This is a genomic window from Streptomyces sp. NRRL B-1140 (assembly GCF_001280065.1).
Lineage (GTDB): Bacteria > Actinomycetota > Actinomycetes > Streptomycetales > Streptomycetaceae > Streptomyces.
On sequence record NZ_LGEA01000136.1, the window covers coordinates 153532 to 170378 of the forward strand.

Sequence of the window (16847 nt, forward strand, 5' to 3'; positions counted from 1 at the left end):
CCCCCCGTGTGCCCTCGTGGAAAGCAGCTGCGAAGACGGCCGGCCATGACCGCGAGAGCGGCGTGAGCCGCGTGAGCTGCGGGGGCGGAACACGGCGTGTGGCGTGTGTGACGCCGGTGGTGCGACGGGGGTCCCCGATCGGCGGGGTGACGAGGCTCCCCGCCGGTGTGCCGTGTCTGCCTTGCGTGCTGTGTGTGCGGTGCGTGCCCTGCCTGCCCTCGCCGAGGTGCCCTGCCGCCGCGGTGCGTGGATGACGCGGCGGGACGGCGGCCTCGATGCGGCTCCCCTTGCGCTTGTCCCATCGTGTGATTTCCCCCTCGGTATCCACCGCGAAACTGCCGGTTGCGGGATCCTGGAGATAACGTTCGTTCACTTGCCCGGACGGTTCGGGGCGGGGTGTCCGCGCGGTGCGGCGTGTACGGCTTGCTCGATGTGTGCGGTACTTGTCTGTACCGATGGATGTAGTCGCTTCATGGAGGCAGTGATGGGTGTGGCAGCCGGTCCGATCCGCGTGGTGGTGGCCAAGCCGGGGCTCGACGGCCACGATCGCGGGGCCAAGGTGATCGCGCGGGCCCTGCGCGACGCCGGTATGGAGGTCATCTACACCGGCCTCCACCAGACTCCGGAGCAGATCGTCGACACGGCGATCCAGGAGGACGCCGACGCGATCGGTCTGTCCATCCTCTCCGGAGCGCACAACACGCTCTTCGCGGCGGTGATCGACCTGCTCCGGGAGCGGGACGCGGAGGACATCCTGGTCTTCGGTGGCGGGATCATCCCCGAGGCGGACATCCCTCTGCTCAAGGAGAAGGGCGTCGCGGAGATCTTCACGCCCGGCGCGACGACGGCGTCGATCGTGGAGTGGGTCCGGACGAACGCGCACCAGACTGCGCAGGCGTAGACCCCCTGCGGCCCGGCCCGGACGTCCGCGCCCGGCCTGAGGCGCCCCCGGCGGCGGGTTCGGCGGGAGCCCGGCACCGGTTACCCCCGGTGACCGTCCCGGTCGTGGGCATGCCCGGCGGTGAGTTGTCGCGGGAGGGTAACCGTCGCCGGGTGCCGCGGGGTGCCCGTCGGCGAGCGGCGACGTCAGGCCGCTCCCAGTTCCTCGGCCATCGCCGCGCGCAGACGCAGGGTCGTGACCAGGCGCTGGAAGGCCTCCGCCCAGTAGCCGCCCGCTCCCGGTGAGGCGTTCTCCGGCTCGTCGGGTACGGCCAGCAGGGCGTCGAGCCGGGAGGCCTCGGACGGGTCCAGGCAGCGTTCGGCCAGTCCCATCACTCCGCTGAAACTCCATGGATAACTCCCCGCGTCCCGAGCGATGTTCAGCGCGTCCACCACGGCCCGGCCGAGCGGCGCCCCCCAGGGCACCGCGCACACCCCGAGCAACTGGAAGGCTTCGGACAGGCCGTGCGTGCCGATGAAGCCGGCGACCCATTCGGTCCGTTCGGCGGCGTTCAGCGTGCCGAGCAGCCGGGCGCGTTCGGCCAGGGACACGGCCCCCGGGCCGCCCGCTTCCGGCGCCGACGGATCGCCGAGCAACGCGCGTGACCACTCGGCGTCCCGCTGGCGTACCGCCGCCCGGCACCACGCCGCATGCAGTTCGCCCTGCCAGTCGTCCGCCACCGGCAGCGCCACGATCTCCCGGGGCGTGCGGCCGCCGAGCCGCCGCGACCAGGTCGAGAGCGGTGCCGCCTCCACCAACTGACCGAACCACCAGGACCGTTCACCCCGTCCTGCGGGGGCCTTCGCCACGACGCCGTCGCGTTCCATGCCCGGATCGCACTCGTGCGGCGCTTCGACGGCGATCGCCGGAGCGGCCTCCATTGCTTCCCTGGCTTCCGTGGCCCCAACGGCTCCCATGGGGCCGGTGAGTCCGGTGAGTCCGGTGAGTTCGGTGAGTTCCGTGAGTCCGGTGAGTTCGGTGGTTCCCGTGGGCGGCCCAGGGTGTCCGGTGGGTCTGGCTCCGGTGGACGCCGAGGCCGGCGCCGTTCCCCCGTGCCCTTCGTTCTCGGTGATGGTCCGCAGGGGCCGCGGTGTCCGCACGTGGTCGATGGCCACACATGCATGTGCCCTGACCGCCATCCGGCCGGCGAGCGCCGAACCCGGCAGGGCCGACAGCAGTTCCGCCGCCGTCGCCCGGACGTTGCGGCTGCGGTCGGCCAGAGCCTGCTCCAGGAAGGGCTCGTCGTCCGGGCCCAGGCCCGCGCGCAGCGAATCGAGGAACATCAGCCGGTCCTCGGCCCGTTCCGTCGCCCATGTCGTCGCGAGCAGGTCACGGGCGGCGGCCGGTTCGCGTGAGCGCAGGGCGGACAAGAGGGCGACGCGTTCGGCGAACAACCCCTCCTGCCAGAGTTGCCGCACCCTGTCGCCGTCCTCGGGGTGCGGAAGGGCTGTGCCGCCGCCCGGGGTCGAGCGCAGGGCGAACCGCCAGTCCGGGTTGAGCCGTGCCAGCCACAGGGCCCGGGGCCCCGCGAACTCCAGTGCCGCCGGGCGCAGGTCGGTACGCCCCCGGGCCGCGTCCAGCAACGCCGGAAGCAGCTGCGGGGGCGGTGCAAAACCACGGGCGTTCGCCACCGCGAGCCACTGCGGCAGCAGTTCCGTCAGGTCGGGTGCGGTGCCCCGGCGGCCACCGCCGGACGGGCCGGGGCGGTCGGCCAGCAGCAACGCGAGCCTGCGGGCGGCTGCCGGCGGCAGTGGCGGACGGGTGTCCGGCGGAGCCGGCTGTGGCCGCTCGGCCGCCCGCGCCGGGCGCAGACCGGCCCGTCGTCGCACGGTTTCCGCGGCCGCCGCGTCCAGCAGGGCCGTGGATGCGGCCGGGCCGGGCGCCGTGCCGGGCGGCGTGCGGCGGTCCGTGCCGAGCAGCGCGGTGGTGACGAGCCCCTCCCAGGCGTTCGCGCCGGGCGCGTCCACAGGAGCGGAGGTCCTGGTCATGAGCTTCCTTTCCCCGCGGGAGGCCCGGTAGTTGAAGGCTCGCACTTACCGGTTGTCCCGTGATGCCTGAAAGATGCGTGAGTCTTGGGGTCGGTGAGTCCGCGGGGCGGGTGAGTCCGCAGGGCGGATGAGTCCTCGGGCTGGAGCAAGGTGGAGGGAAGGTGCGGCGGGTTCCAGGCCGCTGTGGCGGGCTCAGCAGAGCGCGACCGCGTCCCCCGGGCCCTCCGGCCAGGCCGTCAGCGGGGTGAAGCCCAGGTGGCCGCATTCGCCGAAGACCCTGACCGGGGCCCCGCCCGACAAGGCGACCAGCCGCCACAGGCCCGGCCGGGAACGCGCTGCCGGAGTGAGCGGCAACGCCGCCTCCCCGTCGGCGTCCGCCAGTTGCCAGGAGTCGCCGTCCGGGACCGGAACGACTCGGTCCAGCGTCACCGGGACGGACTCCAGCCACGGGTCGTCGCGCAGGGCGTCGCCGTACCGTGCCACCGCCTGTGACGTCGTCGTCCCCGGCGGACGTAGCGCCGAGGGCGCGGCCGGGGCGAACTGCTCGCCCAGGGCCACCCGCGGCTGCCCGGCGCCCGGGTAGGCGGACACCTCGGCGTCCAGGGCCAGTCCCACGGGCAGCGCCTGCTCGGGGGCGCGGCCCGCGGCGCCATAAGAGAGGAGGAGGACGGTACGGAGCGAGTCGGTGCCGTGCAGCCAGATCCGGCGGGTCGTCAGGCGCGGGTCGGTCGTGTCGTACTGGGCCAGGACCAGCCAGCGGTCGCGCAGCGGCGGGCCGTCGGCGGCGGCCGGGAGGCCCACGCGGGAGCGGACCGTGGCGGCGAGGCCGTCCGGGAGCCGCTCGCGGCGCAGCCAGCCCTGACCGAGGAGATGCAGCAGCGCGCACTCCTCCAGCAGCCGCACCGGCCAGCCCGGACCCGTGGCCGGAATCGACCCCAACTCCCGCACCCTGCTCGCCAGCCCCTGGGCCTGGGCGTCGACCATGCGGGCCGCCGTCTCCTCCCACAGGCCGTATCCCGACTGCTCCGCGCTCGCCAGGCCGCCGCGCAGCAGGTCGGCCAGACGCTGCTCCAGCTCCACCGCGCCCGCCGTGACCCGCTCGGCCCGGCGCTCCGCCCGGCGCCGCGCCGCCTCCGGATCAGCGGACCCGGCCGACGCTCCGGAGCCGTCCGCGGCCTTCTTCTCCTCCGCCCGCCTGCGCCGCCCCGCCGTCCACTGCCCGGCCCACTCCGGCGCCTGCCCGGGTGGTACCACCGCGTCGTCGGCAGCCCAGAGCAACAGCAGCCCGAGCGCGTGCTTGCACGGGAACTTGCGGCTCGGACACGTGCACGTGTACGCGGGCCCCGCGGCGTCCGCGATGTCGACGATCGTCTGATACGGCTTGCTCCCGCTGCCCTTGCACAGCCCCCACACCGTCCCCTCGTCGGAACACCCCGCCTCCGACCACGGTCCCGCCGCGCCGAGTTTGCTTCCCGCTTTGCGTGATGCCGCGTCAGGTGCCAGTGCCAGCACCTGGTCCGCGGTCCAGCGCACCCCCTGCTGAGTCATGCCGACGACGTTAGATCCCGCCACTGACAATCGGGTCCGCGAGCGCCTCCAGCGGGGCGTTTTCGCAGGTCGGGACGCATTGTCAGTGGTGTGGTGCAACGTTGGTGCCAGATCCGAACGGCCGAGCCGGAGGGGGACTTTGCCATGACTGTGTCCGTGGAGCCGACGTCCGTCGAAGCGGGGGAGACGGAAGCGACCCAGGCGTTGCGACCGCACGCCGAGGACGCCTTCGCCGCGGAACTCGCCGCGCTGGCCGCCCAGGACGACCGTCCGCGCCCGGTCCGCTGGAAGCTGTCGCCCTGGGCCGTCGCCACATACCTGCTCGGCGGGACGCTGCCGGACGGCACGGTGATCAGCCCCAAGTACGTCGGCCCGCGCCGGATCGTCGAGGTCGCCGTCACCACGCTCGCCACCGACCGCGCCCTGCTCCTGCTCGGCGTGCCGGGCACCGCGAAGACCTGGGTCTCCGAACACCTGGCCGCGGCGGTCAGCGGCGACTCCACGCTGCTCGTGCAGGGCACCGCCGGCACCCCGGAGGAGGCCATCCGCTACGGCTGGAACTACGCGCAGCTGCTCGCCCACGGCCCGAGCCGGAACGCCCTCGTGCCCAGCCCCGTCATGCGGGCCATGGCGGAGGGCATGACGGCCCGTGTCGAGGAGCTGACGCGTATCCCGGCCGACGTGCAGGACACGCTCATCACGATCCTTTCGGAGAAGACGCTGCCGATACCGGAACTGGGCCAAGAGGTGCAGGCGGTCCGCGGCTTCAACCTGATCGCCACGGCCAACGACCGCGACCGCGGGGTCAACGAGCTGTCCAGCGCCCTGCGCCGCCGCTTCAACACGGTGGTGCTGCCGCTGCCGGAGAGCCCCGAGGCCGAGGTCGACATCGTCTCGCGGCGCGTCGGCCAGATCGGCCGCTCCCTCGACCTGCCGGCCGCGCCCGACGGGCTCGCCGAGATCCGCCGGGTGGTCACGGTCTTCCGCGAGCTGCGCGACGGAGTCACGGCCGACGGCCGGACGAAACTGAAGTCGCCCAGCGGCACGCTGTCCACGGCCGAGGCGATCTCCGTCGTCACCAACGGCCTCGCTCTCGCCGCCCACTTCGGCGACGGTGTGCTGCGGCCGGGCGACGTCGCCGCGGGCATCCTCGGCGCGGTGGTCCGCGACCCTGCGGCGGACCGCGTCATCTGGCAGGAGTACCTGGAGACGGTGGTCCGCGAGCGCGACGGCTGGAAGGACTTCTACCGGGCCTGCCGCGAGGTGAGCGTGTGAGCGACGCGGGCGGATCAGGTGCGTCGGCACTCGGGCCGCCCGGCCCGCGCCGTCGGCGAGGGCACCGTCGCAGCGGCCTCGACCGCCGCCACCGGGGCGCCGGTGAGCGGGAGGCCGACGTCGAGCGGTCCGCAACAGGACGCGCACAACAGGACGCGCACAACAGGACGTACGAGAACAAGGCGTGCGGGACCGGACTGGCGGGACCGGACGCGCTGCCGGGGCATGCGGGACGGAAGGGGGATGAGATGACCGGTGTGGAAAGGGCCGCCGGCCACGGGGCCGGAGCGAGCCCGGTGCTGCTGGGGGTGCGGCACCACGGGCCGGGGTCCGCGCGGGCGGTGCGGGCGGCTCTGGAGCAGATCCGGCCGCGGATCGTGCTGATCGAGGGCCCGCCCGAGGCCGACGCGCTGATCCCGCTCGCCGCCGACGAGGAGATGCGGCCGCCGGTCGCTCTGCTCGCCCACGCCGTGGACGAGCCCGGCCGCTCGGCGTTCTGGCCCCTGGCCGGGTTCTCCCCGGAGTGGGTCGCCCTCCGCTGGGCCCTTGAACACGACGTCCCGGCCCGCTTCATCGACCTGCCCGCCACGCACACCCTGGCCTGGGGCAGGCAGGAGGACGAGGCGGGAGCGGAGCGCGCTCCGGACGCGGAGACGGCTGCCGGCGGAGACACCGCTTCCGGCCCCGCGGACCCGCGGATCGACCCGCTCGGAGTGCTCGCCGAGACCGCCGGCTACGACGACCCGGAGCGGTGGTGGGAGGACGTCGTGGAACACCGGGGCGCGGGAGAGGGCGACGCCCTCGCGCCGTTCACCGCGCTCGAGGAGGCCATGAGCGCGCTGCGCGACACCTACGGCAGTGGGGGACACGAGCGCGACCCGGTGCGCGAGGCGTACATGCGGCTCCAGACGCGCGCCGCGCAGCGGGAGTTCGAGAACTCCGTCGCCGTGGTCTGCGGGGCCTGGCACGTGCCCGCACTGCGGCAGAAGACCACCGTCGCCGCCGACAAGGCGCTGCTGAAGGGACTGCCCAAGGTCAAGGCGGACATGACCTGGGTGCCGTGGACCCACCGCCGGCTGTCCCGGACGAGCGGGTACGGGGCCGGCATCGACTCCCCGGGCTGGTACGGGCACTTGTTCAGCGCCCCGGACCGGCCGGTGGAGCGGTGGCTGACCAAAGTGGCGGGGCTGCTGCGTGCCGAGGACCGGATCGTGTCCTCCGCGCACGTCATCGAGGCGGTGCGGCTGGCCGAAACGCTCGCCGCGATGCGGGGCCGCCCGCTGCCCGGCCTGAGCGAGACGACCGACGCGGTGCGGGCGGTGATGTGCGAGGGCTCGGACGTGCCGCTGGAACTGGTGCGGGACCGGCTGGTCGTGGGGGACGTGCTGGGCGAGGTGCCCTCGTCGGCGCCGGCGGTGCCGTTGCAGCGAGATCTCACCCGGCTGCAACGCCGGCTGCGGCTCAAGCCGGAGGCGCTGGAGCGGGAGACGGAGCTCGACCTGCGCAAGGACAACGACGCCGCCCGCAGCAGGCTGCTGCACCGGCTGCGGCTGCTCGGCATCGGGTGGGGTGAACCGGCCGCCTCTCGCGGCAGCACCGGCACGTTCCGGGAGACATGGCGGCTGCGCTGGGAACCCGAGCTGTCCGTGCGGATCGCCGAGGCCGGGGTGTGGGGGACGACCGTCCTGTCCGCCGCGACCGCCAAAGCCGAAGCGGACGCCGTCACCGCCCAGGGCCTGGCCGACGTCACCGCCCTCGCCGAGCACTGCCTGCTGGCCGACCTGCCCGCCGCCCTGCCGACGGTCATGCGGGTCCTCGCCGACCGGGCGGCCCTCGACACCGACGTCGGCCATCTCGCCCAGGCGCTCCCGGCCCTGGTCCGCTCCCTGCGCTACGGCGACGTGCGCGGCACCGGCACCGCTGCTCTGGCGGAAGTCGCCGCGGGACTGGCCGAGCGGGTCTTCGTCGGCCTCCCCCCGGGCTGCGCCGCGCTCGACGCGGCCGCCGCCGAGGAGATGAGGCGTCATGTGGACGCGGTGCATACGGCTGTCGGTCTCCTCGGTGACACCCCCGCCGCGGGAGACGGCAGCCTGAGGAACCGCTGGCGGTCGGTGCTGCGCGTGCTGTCCGGGCGGGACTCCGTGCCCGGGGTCATCCGGGGGCGGGCCGTGCGGCTCCTGCTCGACGACGGGGAGCTGACCCAGGACGAGGCGGCACCGCTGATGGGGCTCGCCCTGTCACCGGGCACACCGCCGGCGGACGCGGCCGCGTGGGTCGAGGGATTCGTCGGAGGGGGTTCGGGAGGCGGGATGCTCCTGGTCCATGACGAGCGGCTGCTCGGCCTCGTCGACGCGTGGCTGACCGGCGTACCGGCCGGGGCCTTCACGGACGTACTGCCGCTGCTGCGGCGGACGTTCTCGGCGTACGAGCCCGGAGTGCGCCGGACCCTCGGAGAACTGGTCCGGCGCGGACCGGGAGCCGGGCGCGGCGGGACAGCCGCCGGCTCCGGCGCGACCGGGTTCGCGGCCGGCCTCGACACAGCGCGTGCGGAGGCCGTACTGCCGGTGGTGCGGCTACTGCTCGGACTGGACGAAGCGGATGAGAACACCGGCAACCACATGGCGGGGGTGACGGGATGACGACCGAGGCACTGCGGGAGCGGACGACCGCGCGGGAGAACAGCACCGGGACGGGAGGGCTCCGGACGGACGGGCGGCCCACGACGACCGTGCCGGTGATCCCGCTGTGGGAACGGCCTCACCAGGGAGGACGGGGATGACGTCCGCATCGACGGACCCGGCGCAGGAGCGGCTGCGGCGCTGGCGGCTCGTCCTCGGGGGCGACGCGGCGGACGGTACGGGCTGCGCGCTGTCGGGGCGCGACGCCGCGATGGACGGGGCGCTCACCGCGCTGTACGGCAAGAAGGACGGCAGGTCGCAGGGGGGCCGGGACCGTTCGGCGGGGCTCGGGGCGTCCGCGCCGTCCGTGGCGCGCTGGCTCGGGGACATCCGGACGTACTTCCCCTCCTCCGTCGTGCAGGTGATGCAGCGCGACGCCATCGACCGGCTCGGCCTCGCCACGCTGCTGCTGGAGCCGGAGATGCTGGAGGCGGTGGAGGCCGACGTCCACCTCGTCGGCACCCTGCTGTCCCTGAACAAGGCGATGCCGGAGACGACGAAGGAGACGGCCCGGGCCGTGGTGCGCAAGGTCGTCGAGGACCTGGAGAGGCGGCTGGCCGCCCGCACCCGGGCCACCCTCACCGGCGCCCTCGACCGCAGCGCCCGGATCAGCCGGCCCCGCCACCACGACATCGACTGGAACCGCACCATCGCGGCCAACCTCAAGCACTACCTGCCCGAGCACCGCACGATCGTGCCGGAGCGGCTCATCGGATTCGGCCGGGCGAGCCGGTCCACGAAGAAGGAGGTCATCCTCTGTATCGACCAGTCGGGATCCATGGCGGCATCCGTTGTGTACGCATCGGTGTTCGGGGCGGTGCTCGCCTCGATGCGGACGATCTCCACGCGACTCGTCGTCTTCGACACGGCGGTCGTCGACCTGACGGACCAGCTGGACGACCCGGTCGACGTGCTGTTCGGCACGCAGCTCGGCGGGGGCACGGACATCAACCGGGCGCTCGCGTACTGCCAGGCGCAGATCACGCGGCCCGCGGAGACGGTGGTCGTGCTGATCAGCGACCTCTACGAAGGCGGCATCCGCGACGAGATGCTCAAGCGGGTCTCGGCGATGAAGGCGTCGGGCGTGCAGTTCGTGACGCTGCTGGCGCTCTCGGACGAGGGGGCGCCCGCGTACGACCGGGAGCACGCGGCCGCGCTCGCGGCGTTGGGGGCACCGGCGTTCGCGTGCACGCCCGACCTGTTTCCGGAGGTCATGGCGGCAGCGATCGAGAAGAGGCCGCTCCCGGTACCGGATGCGGGATGAAGAGCCCGGCACGCGGGGACAGATGACGACTTGTCGATGTCTCGTCGTCCGACGCGCCGCACCAAAACGGACATGACGGTCCATCGGCAGTAAGGGCTTGCGCGACGTGCGCACTCCCGTGCGAGGATCGGCGCCTGCCTGACGGCGCGTGTGCCGGCGGGCGGTACCGCTTCCGTCGCACGGGAGGAAGCTTCCCCTCTTGGCCTGCTCAGCAGCACTGCCTGATGCCGCGTCGCGCGTGCCGCGCACCGCGGCCGGGTGGCGTGCGCTGCAACTGGCGCTGTTGGTGGGCGGGTTGCTGATCCTCGGGCTGCTGTGGGGGGAGCGGGCGCATGCGGAGAGCGGCGCAGGAGCGTTGCCGGAGGGCCGGGCCGGGCAGGTCGTCAGCGGGGTTCCCGCCCCCGGGGATGTGGGGGACCGGCTCGTCCGGTCCGGGGGTGACTCGGCGGAGCGGGCGGGTGACGGGCCGGTTCGGACCCGGGCGAAGGTGCCGTCGCCGTCCCCACGCACGCCGTCACACCCGCAATCGCCCGAGCGGCCGTCTCACCGGGAGCGGCCGTCTCACCGGGAGCGGCCGGGGCGGCTGAAGCCGGCGGCAGTGCCGGAGCTGCCGGAACCGTCCCATCGGCTGTCGCACAGGAAGCCGCCCGTGCTGCCGGCCCGGCAGGGCCTGCCGGGCTCCCCGGGCTCGCAGGGTCTGCCGGGCCCCCAGCGCCTGCCGGACCTCCCAGACCTGCCAGATCTGCCCAACGTTCGCGGTGATGCCGGGCTCCCGGAAACGCCTGCTCTCCCCCTCCCCGAGCTCGCGGGTCATCCGACACCGCCCAATTACCCCCTCCCGTCACCGGTCACGGCCGACCCGCAGCCGGCCGGGACGACGGCGCCGGTGTCGTACACCCCGGTCCACGGCACCGAGCCGCAGACCCCGCCCGCGAGCCCGTCACCCCCTGCCATCGCCGTTCACCCCGGCGGACACGTCGACCACACCGGTCACCTGAGTCACAGGACCCGAGATGCGGGCCACCTCGGACTCGCCCGCCACGCCGCCCGTACGAGCAGCCCCGTCACCCACCCCGTCCACCCAGGCCATCCGAGACCCTCCTCGCACGCCGGACCGGGCCGGGCCGACGACGTGCCCGGCGGGCGACCCGACGGCGTCCTCGGGAACCGGTCCGTGGCCGACAGCGGCTCGTCCCGTCATGGCGACGCGCAGGCCGTGACCCCGAGCCCCTGGACGGCGCCCAGGCTCGTGCCCGGTGGCGTGGCCCGCAGGGACACGGCGGGCACCCGGCGCACCCATCGGGACATCCCCCTCTTCCCCGGTTAGCGCGGCTCTGCCCGTGCCGGGAGGGGCAGAGCGCCGAGGCGCCGCTGGTCCCCTCCTCCCTCCCTCATGCTTCACGAGGCGTCACGTCCGGACGGCCGAAAGCCGTCGGCGGTCCGAGGCCGAAACCTCGTGGATGGTCGGGTGGTTCCCATAGGGGTGGGGACCAGCCGACCCGCGGCCCCGAGAGTAGGCCCTGAACAGGGCTTTCGTACTGCTCCGGGGGCGTCAGGCGGGCCTCACCGGGCCAACCCCAGCCCGGTGAGGCCCCTCACCTCCGGCACGCCGTGCCAGAGAGCGCGGCATCATGTGACAGGTATCACCGCTCAGGTGTGACCCTCGATTTAGAGGCCTCCCGCAAGCAGCGATAACCTGCGAGACGGACATGCCGCGCGCTCGGACACCGTGTGCGCCTCCCTTGTGACAGACAGCGGACGTCACGTTGCCCTCGCGGCACGCCCACGCAGACAACGAACCGCGAGATCACTGATAGGGACGGAAGCGCGTGGACCTGTTCGAGTACCAGGCGAGGGACCTCTTCGCCAAGCACGATGTACCGGTGCTGGCCGGTGAAGTCATCGACACGCCTGAGGCGGCCCGCGCAGCCACCGAGCGCCTCGGTGGCAAGTCCGTCGTCAAGGCCCAGGTGAAGGTCGGCGGCCGTGGCAAGGCCGGCGGCGTGAAGCTCGCCGCCACCGCCGACGAGGCGGTCGAGCACGCGACCAACATTCTCGGCATGGACATCAAGGGCCACACGGTCCACAAGGTGATGATCGCCGAGACGGCCCCGGAGATCGTGGAGGAGTACTACGTCTCCTTCCTCCTGGACCGTGCCAACCGCACCTTCCTCTCCATCGCCTCCGTCGAGGGCGGCATGGAGATCGAGGAGGTGGCGGCCACTCGCCCCGAGGCCGTCGCCAAGACGCCGATCGACGCCAACGAGGGTGTCACCGAGGAGAAGGCCCGCGAGATCGTCGCGGCCGCCAAGTTCCCGGCCGAGGTCGCCGACAAGGTCGTGAACGTCCTGGTCAAGCTGTGGGACACCTTCATCAAGGAGGATGCCCTCCTGGTCGAGGTCAACCCGCTGGCCAAGGTCGCCTCCGGTGAGGTCATCGCCCTGGACGGCAAGGTCTCCCTGGACGAGAACGCCGAGTTCCGTCAGCCGGAGCACGAGGCCCTCCAGGACAAGGCCGCGGCCAACCCGCTCGAGGCCGCCGCCAAGGAGAAGAACCTCAACTACGTCAAGCTCGACGGTGAGGTCGGCATCATCGGCAACGGCGCGGGTCTCGTCATGAGCACCCTGGACGTCGTCGCGTACGCCGGTGAGGCGCACGGCGGCGTGAAGCCGGCCAACTTCCTCGACATCGGTGGTGGCGCCTCCGCCGCCGTCATGGCGAACGGCCTGGAGATCATCCTCGGCGACCCGGACGTGAAGTCCGTCTTCGTCAACGTCTTCGGTGGCATCACCGCCTGTGACGAGGTCGCCAACGGCATCGTCCAGGCGCTGCAGCTGCTCGCCGACAAGGGCGAGGAAGTCACCAAGCCCCTCGTCGTCCGTCTGGACGGCAACAACGCCGAGCTGGGTCGCAAGATCCTCTCCGACGCCAACCACCCGCTGGTCCAGCGTGTGGACACCATGGACGGCGCGGCCGACAAGGCCGCCGAGCTCGCGGCTGCGAAGTAAGGGACGAGGGACTAAACAGCCATGGCTATCTTCCTCAACAAGGACAGCAAGGTCATCGTCCAGGGCATGACCGGTGCCACGGGCATGAAGCACACCAAGCTCATGCTGGCCGACGGCACGAACATCGTCGGTGGCGTGAACCCCCGCAAGGCGGGCACGTCCGTCGACATCGACGGCAACGACATCCCGGTCTTCGGCACGGTCGCCGAGGCGATCGAGAAGACGGGCGCCAACGTCTCCGTCCTCTTCGTGCCGCCGGCCTTCGCCAAGGCCGCCGTCGTCGAGGCCATCGACGCCGAGATCCCGCTCGCGGTCGTCATCACCGAGGGCATCGCCGTCCACGACTCGGCCGCGTTCTACGCGTACGCCGTGTCCAAGGGCAACAAGACCCGGATCATCGGCCCGAACTGCCCCGGCCTCATCACGCCGGGCCAGTCCAACGCCGGCATCATCCCGGGCGACATCACCAAGCCGGGCCGCATCGGTCTGGTCTCGAAGTCGGGCACGCTGACGTACCAGATGATGTACGAGCTGCGGGACATCGGCTTCTCGTCGGCCGTCGGCATCGGTGGCGACCCGGTCATCGGCACCACGCACATCGACGCGCTCGCCGCGTTCGAGGCCGACCCCGACACCGACCTGATCGTCATGATCGGTGAGATCGGCGGCGACGCCGAGGAGCGGGCCGCGGCCTTCATCAAGGAGAACGTGAAGAAGCCGGTCGTCGGCTACGTCGCGGGCTTCACCGCGCCCGAGGGCAAGACCATGGGCCACGCCGGCGCCATCGTCTCCGGCTCCTCCGGCACGGCCGCCGCGAAGAAGGAGGCCCTCGAGGCCGCCGGCGTCAAGGTCGGCAAGACGCCGACCGAGACGGCCAAGCTGGCGCGCGCCATCCTCGGCAACTGAGGACCGCCCCGCGGGCTGAACGACGCCATAGCGCACTGGTGGGCCCGCTCCCTACGGGGAGCGGGCCCACCGCCGTTTCGTGCCCACCGCGTCAGCGCAGCGCCGCCTCACCGCACTGTCGCCTCACCGCGGCAGCGGTAGCAGCCTGTCCGGCCCTCTCTGCTGCGCCTCGCGCAGCTTGGCGCGCAGTTTCTGCTCCTTCTCGGACAGGGGTCCGGGCGCGACGGGCGGTGGTACGCCCTGGACCGTCTCTCCCGGCGGTACCGGCGGCTCGTAGTGGGTGGGGGCCGTGCGGACGGTGAGGGCGGTGGTGCCGATCAGGGCGACCGTGAAGGCGATGGCGGCCCTGGTCCACAAGCGTGCCCGGCGTTCGCCGCCCCTGCGCACGACCGGCGGTTTGGCGGCCCGCAGCCCCTCGGCGGAGGCCAGCTCGACCAGTCGCCAGTGCAGCGTCTCCGGGTCCGCGAGCTCCGGCAGCCGCCCGGCCAGTGCCTCGCGCGCGTGGACCAGCCGGTTCGCGGCCGCACGGGTGCTGGCCTCCGACTCCGCAGCCGTCTCCGGCAGGCCGAGTCCGACCCCGTCGTAGAGCACCAGCGTGCGGCGGTAGCAGGGCGGAAGCGTCAGCAGGGCGTCCATAAGGGCCCGGTCGAACGGGTCGGACGGTGGTGGTTCCGGGAGCCGGAAGCGCCGCCGGAGCCGGTTCCACGGGGAGAGCGCGCACTCGTACGCCATCGCGCGCACCCAGCCCGCCGGGTCGCGGTCGCGGGCCACCTCGGGCCAGCGCTGCCATGCGATCCGGAAGGCCCGCTCCACCGATTCCCGGGCCGGTCCGCGACGGCCGGTCAGCAGATAGGTCTGCCGTACGAGCGCGGGGGCGCAGAAGGTGTACAGCGCGTCGAAGGCCTGATCGGGTGTCAGAGCGGTGACGGCGTCGCCCGGCCGGCGCGGCGGCGTGGTGCGCGGGCGCTCGGCGGGGAGGACGCGGTGTCCGTGCGGGACGGGGGTGTGGCTGCGGTCGGGGACGGTGACGGGGCCCCGGCCCCGGTCCTTGGCGGCGGGCCGTTTCCGGCCGGTGGCCGCGGCCTTGCGCCGGGCCCGTGGGGAGCGGTGCGCCGACGCGGCCCCGGGTGAGGGATCCGGGGTCTCGGAGTCGGCGGCCCCCGGCCGACGGGGCGTCACCTCCGCCTCGCCGCCCAGTGCATGGAGCAGCTTCGTGTACTTCTCCCCGGTGCGGCCGCGTGGCGTGGAGCGGCCGGTCTCCCACCCGCGCACCGTCTCGCTGGTCACGCCCACCCGGGAGGCCAGCTGAGCCCGCGTCAGCGAGGCGGCCTCGCGCAGGCGTCGGCGTTCCTTGGGCGGCGGGAGCGGCAGGGCAGGGCTCTGCGTCACCGGGCTCGCCTCCGTCCGGACAAGTACATAACCGTATTTTTAGCGACACAGCGAGGGTTCGCCTGTTACGCCGGTAAAGCGCGTGTCGTTGGGAGCATGGCGGTCGTGAACGAGATGACCGCTCGCCGACGTTCGCCGTCACCCCTGCTCACCCGGATGCGCCACCGTTCCCCCGGACTGGGCGACGGCTTCATGGGGGGCGCGCTCGCCGCGGGCCTCGGGCTCGCGTCGTTCGCCGTGCTCGTGACGCTGTTGTGGATCAGCTCGCCGTACCCGGACAGCGGGCCCGGTGGCGCCATGCACGTGGCGGCGGCGCTCTGGCTGCTGGCCCACGGCGCCGAGTTGGTCCGCACCGACACGCTCTCCGGCGTCCCCGCCCCCCTCGGCCTGTCACCCCTGCTGCTGCTCGCACTGCCGGTGTGGCTGCTGCACCGGGCGGCTCGGGACGCCACGGACGGTGGGGGCGGGGGCGAGGGCGACGACCTCGGGTGGGACGCCGAGGAGGGCACTGTTCCGTCCCTGGTCTCCGCCCGCACGGCGTGGGCGGGCGTGGTCCTCGGCTACCTCGCCGTCGCCACGCCCGCCGCCCTCTACGCCGCGGGCGGTGTGCTGCGGCCGTCGTGGGTGTGGGTGGGGGTGTGCGTTCCGCTGGTCGCCGTCGTGGCGGCGGGGGCGGGCGTGTGGTCGGCGTACGGCCGTCCCGGCCGGCCGCTGCGGCACCTGCTGGGCGTGCTGCCGCCGGGAGTACGCCCGCTGGTGCTCGGCCCGGGCAGGCGCCCGGGCCTCGCCGTCCGGGCCGCGGCGGCCGGGGCGGCGGTGCTGCTCGGAGGCGGCGCGCTGCTGGTGGTGGTGTCGCTGGTCTGGCACGGTGCGACGACCCAGGCGGGGCTGCTCCGGCTGACCGAGGGGTGGTCGGGGCGGTTCGCCGTGCTGCTGCTGTGCGCGGCCCTCGTCCCGAACGCGGCGGTGTGGGGCGCCGCCTACGCCCTCGGCCCCGGTTTCACCCTCGGCGCGGGCCATGCGGTCGGCCCGCTGGCCTCGGCGCCTGCTCCGCTCCTGCCGCCGTTTCCGCTGCTGGCGGCGGTGCCGGAGGCCGGGCAGGGGACGCCGGTGCACTGGGCGGCCGGGGCGGTACCGCTGGCCGCCGGGCTGGTGGTGGGCTGGACGGTGGCGAAGGGGGCGGCGTCCGGGGAGCGCGGCGGGACGCGGCCGGGTGGTCCGCGGGCCGTGCCGTGGTCGGCCGGCCGCACCGTCCGGGCCGCCGCACTGGCGTCTGTCCTGTGCGCGGCCGTGCTCGCGGGCCTGGCCGCGCTGTCGGGCGGCCCGCTCGGTTCTGGCGTGCTGTCCCGCTTCGGCCCCGTGTGGTGGCAGGTCGCCGCCGCGACGCTGGCCTGGCTGGGCCTGCTGGCGATCCCCACGGCGGTGGGAGGCCGGGCCTGGCGGTGCCGGACGCCCGGGCCGGACGAGCCGATGGCCGGCGGACAGCGCGAGAAGGCGGCCGCAGGGCGGACCCGGAAGGGCGGCGGCCGCGGCACGTTCACACCCACCGGAGCAGCGGGGAACGCGGGGGTGGCCGGGGGCACGGAAGCCGCTGAGGGTGCTCGGGGAGGCGATGCGCCCGGTGGCGGAGGCGGTCCCGCCCCGGACACCCGCTACGCTCCCTGCGCCCCCTACACATCCTGGGAGTACGACGCCCTGCAGGACCATGACGGGGACTTCGCGCTCTACGACTTCCTGACGCCCGATCCGGGCCCGGGCCGGTACGGAAGCCCCGCCCCGTACGACAGTCCGGCCCCGTACGAAAACCCCTCCCCGCCCGACCGGTCCTTCCCGCCGGAGATCCCCTGAAGC

The 16847-nt window shown here is 73.7% G+C and carries 11 protein-coding genes; 7 read left to right on the plus strand and 4 right to left on the minus strand.

From position 1 onward, the window contains the following. Positions 1 to 484: 484 nt before the first annotated feature. Entirely contained in the window at positions 485 to 901 is a 417-nt protein-coding gene (locus ADK65_RS32600; RefSeq protein WP_053674584.1) for a cobalamin B12-binding domain-containing protein, read from the plus strand. Positions 902 to 1086: 185 nt separating this feature from the next. Here the strand turns inward: ADK65_RS32600 and ADK65_RS32605 are convergent, their stop codons facing one another. After that, the gene (locus ADK65_RS32605; RefSeq protein ID WP_053674585.1) at positions 1087 to 2928 is read right to left on the minus strand and encodes a DUF5691 domain-containing protein; all 1842 of its coding nucleotides are present in this window, start codon (positions 2926 to 2928) and stop codon (positions 1087 to 1089) included. 192 nt (positions 2929 to 3120) lie between these two features. Next, positions 3121 to 4476: an SWIM zinc finger family protein gene (locus tag ADK65_RS32610; RefSeq protein WP_053674586.1), complete on the minus strand. Its 1356-nt coding sequence runs from the start codon at positions 4474 to 4476 to the stop codon at positions 3121 to 3123. A 144-nt stretch (positions 4477 to 4620) separates the two neighbouring features. Between ADK65_RS32610 and ADK65_RS32615 the strand changes: the two genes are divergently transcribed. The 3 genes from ADK65_RS32615 (at position 4621) to ADK65_RS32625 (ending at position 9693) form a co-directional block, all read left to right on the plus strand. After that, positions 4621 to 5751: an ATP-binding protein gene (locus ADK65_RS32615; protein WP_053674587.1), complete on the plus strand. Its 1131-nt coding sequence runs from the start codon at positions 4621 to 4623 to the stop codon at positions 5749 to 5751. Between the two features lie 248 nt (positions 5752 to 5999). Beyond that, positions 6000 to 8390, plus strand: coding sequence for a DUF5682 family protein (locus ADK65_RS32620; protein WP_053674588.1), 2391 nt, complete (start codon positions 6000 to 6002; stop codon positions 8388 to 8390). A gap of 136 nt (positions 8391 to 8526) precedes the next feature. Next, entirely contained in the window at positions 8527 to 9693 is a 1167-nt protein-coding gene (locus ADK65_RS32625; RefSeq protein ID WP_053674589.1) for a VWA domain-containing protein, read from the plus strand. A 940-nt stretch (positions 9694 to 10633) separates the two neighbouring features. Here ADK65_RS32625 and ADK65_RS38720 read toward each other — a convergent pair. Beyond that, positions 10634 to 10783: a hypothetical protein gene (locus tag ADK65_RS38720; protein WP_159038854.1), complete on the minus strand. Its 150-nt coding sequence runs from the start codon at positions 10781 to 10783 to the stop codon at positions 10634 to 10636. 739 nt (positions 10784 to 11522) lie between these two features. Between ADK65_RS38720 and sucC the strand changes: the two genes are divergently transcribed. Both sucC and sucD read left to right on the plus strand, forming a co-directional pair. Next, positions 11523 to 12701 (plus strand): ADP-forming succinate--CoA ligase subunit beta, encoded by a 1179-nt coding sequence (gene sucC, locus ADK65_RS32635; RefSeq protein WP_053674591.1) that lies wholly within the window; start codon positions 11523 to 11525, stop codon positions 12699 to 12701. A 21-nt stretch (positions 12702 to 12722) separates the two neighbouring features. Next, the gene (gene sucD, locus ADK65_RS32640; RefSeq protein ID WP_053674592.1) at positions 12723 to 13607 is read left to right on the plus strand and encodes a succinate--CoA ligase subunit alpha; all 885 of its coding nucleotides are present in this window, start codon (positions 12723 to 12725) and stop codon (positions 13605 to 13607) included. A gap of 123 nt (positions 13608 to 13730) precedes the next feature. Here the strand turns inward: sucD and ADK65_RS32645 are convergent, their stop codons facing one another. Beyond that, positions 13731 to 14996 carry a helix-turn-helix domain-containing protein gene (locus ADK65_RS32645; RefSeq protein WP_053674593.1) on the minus strand — a complete coding sequence of 422 codons (1266 nt, stop codon included), beginning with the start codon at positions 14994 to 14996 and terminating at the stop codon, positions 13731 to 13733. A gap of 96 nt (positions 14997 to 15092) precedes the next feature. On the opposite strand from ADK65_RS32645, the gene ADK65_RS32650 reads away from it, so the two are divergent. Beyond that, a complete protein-coding gene (locus ADK65_RS32650; RefSeq protein WP_053674594.1) occupies positions 15093 to 16844 on the plus strand; it encodes a DUF6350 family protein in 1752 nt (583 codons plus the stop codon). Positions 16845 to 16847: the final 3 nt, after the last annotated feature.

Excerpts from the sequence above, each read along its gene's own strand:
- ADK65_RS32600 (WP_053674584.1), top strand. The coding sequence starts at position 485 with ATGGGTGTGGCAGCCGGTCCGATCCGCGTGGTGGTGGCCAAGCCGGGG.
- ADK65_RS32605 (WP_053674585.1), bottom strand. The coding sequence starts at position 2,928 with ATGACCAGGACCTCCGCTCCTGTGGACGCGCCCGGCGCGAACGCCTGG.
- ADK65_RS32610 (WP_053674586.1), bottom strand. The coding sequence starts at position 4,476 with ATGACTCAGCAGGGGGTGCGCTGGACCGCGGACCAGGTGCTGGCACTG.
- ADK65_RS32615 (WP_053674587.1), top strand. The coding sequence starts at position 4,621 with ATGACTGTGTCCGTGGAGCCGACGTCCGTCGAAGCGGGGGAGACGGAA.
- ADK65_RS32620 (WP_053674588.1), top strand. The coding sequence starts at position 6,000 with ATGACCGGTGTGGAAAGGGCCGCCGGCCACGGGGCCGGAGCGAGCCCG.
- ADK65_RS32625 (WP_053674589.1), top strand. The coding sequence starts at position 8,527 with ATGACGTCCGCATCGACGGACCCGGCGCAGGAGCGGCTGCGGCGCTGG.
- ADK65_RS38720 (WP_159038854.1), bottom strand. The coding sequence starts at position 10,783 with ATGGCCTGGGTGGACGGGGTGGGTGACGGGGCTGCTCGTACGGGCGGC.
- sucD (WP_053674592.1), top strand. The coding sequence starts at position 12,723 with ATGGCTATCTTCCTCAACAAGGACAGCAAGGTCATCGTCCAGGGCATG.
- ADK65_RS32650 (WP_053674594.1), top strand. The coding sequence starts at position 15,093 with ATGGCGGTCGTGAACGAGATGACCGCTCGCCGACGTTCGCCGTCACCC.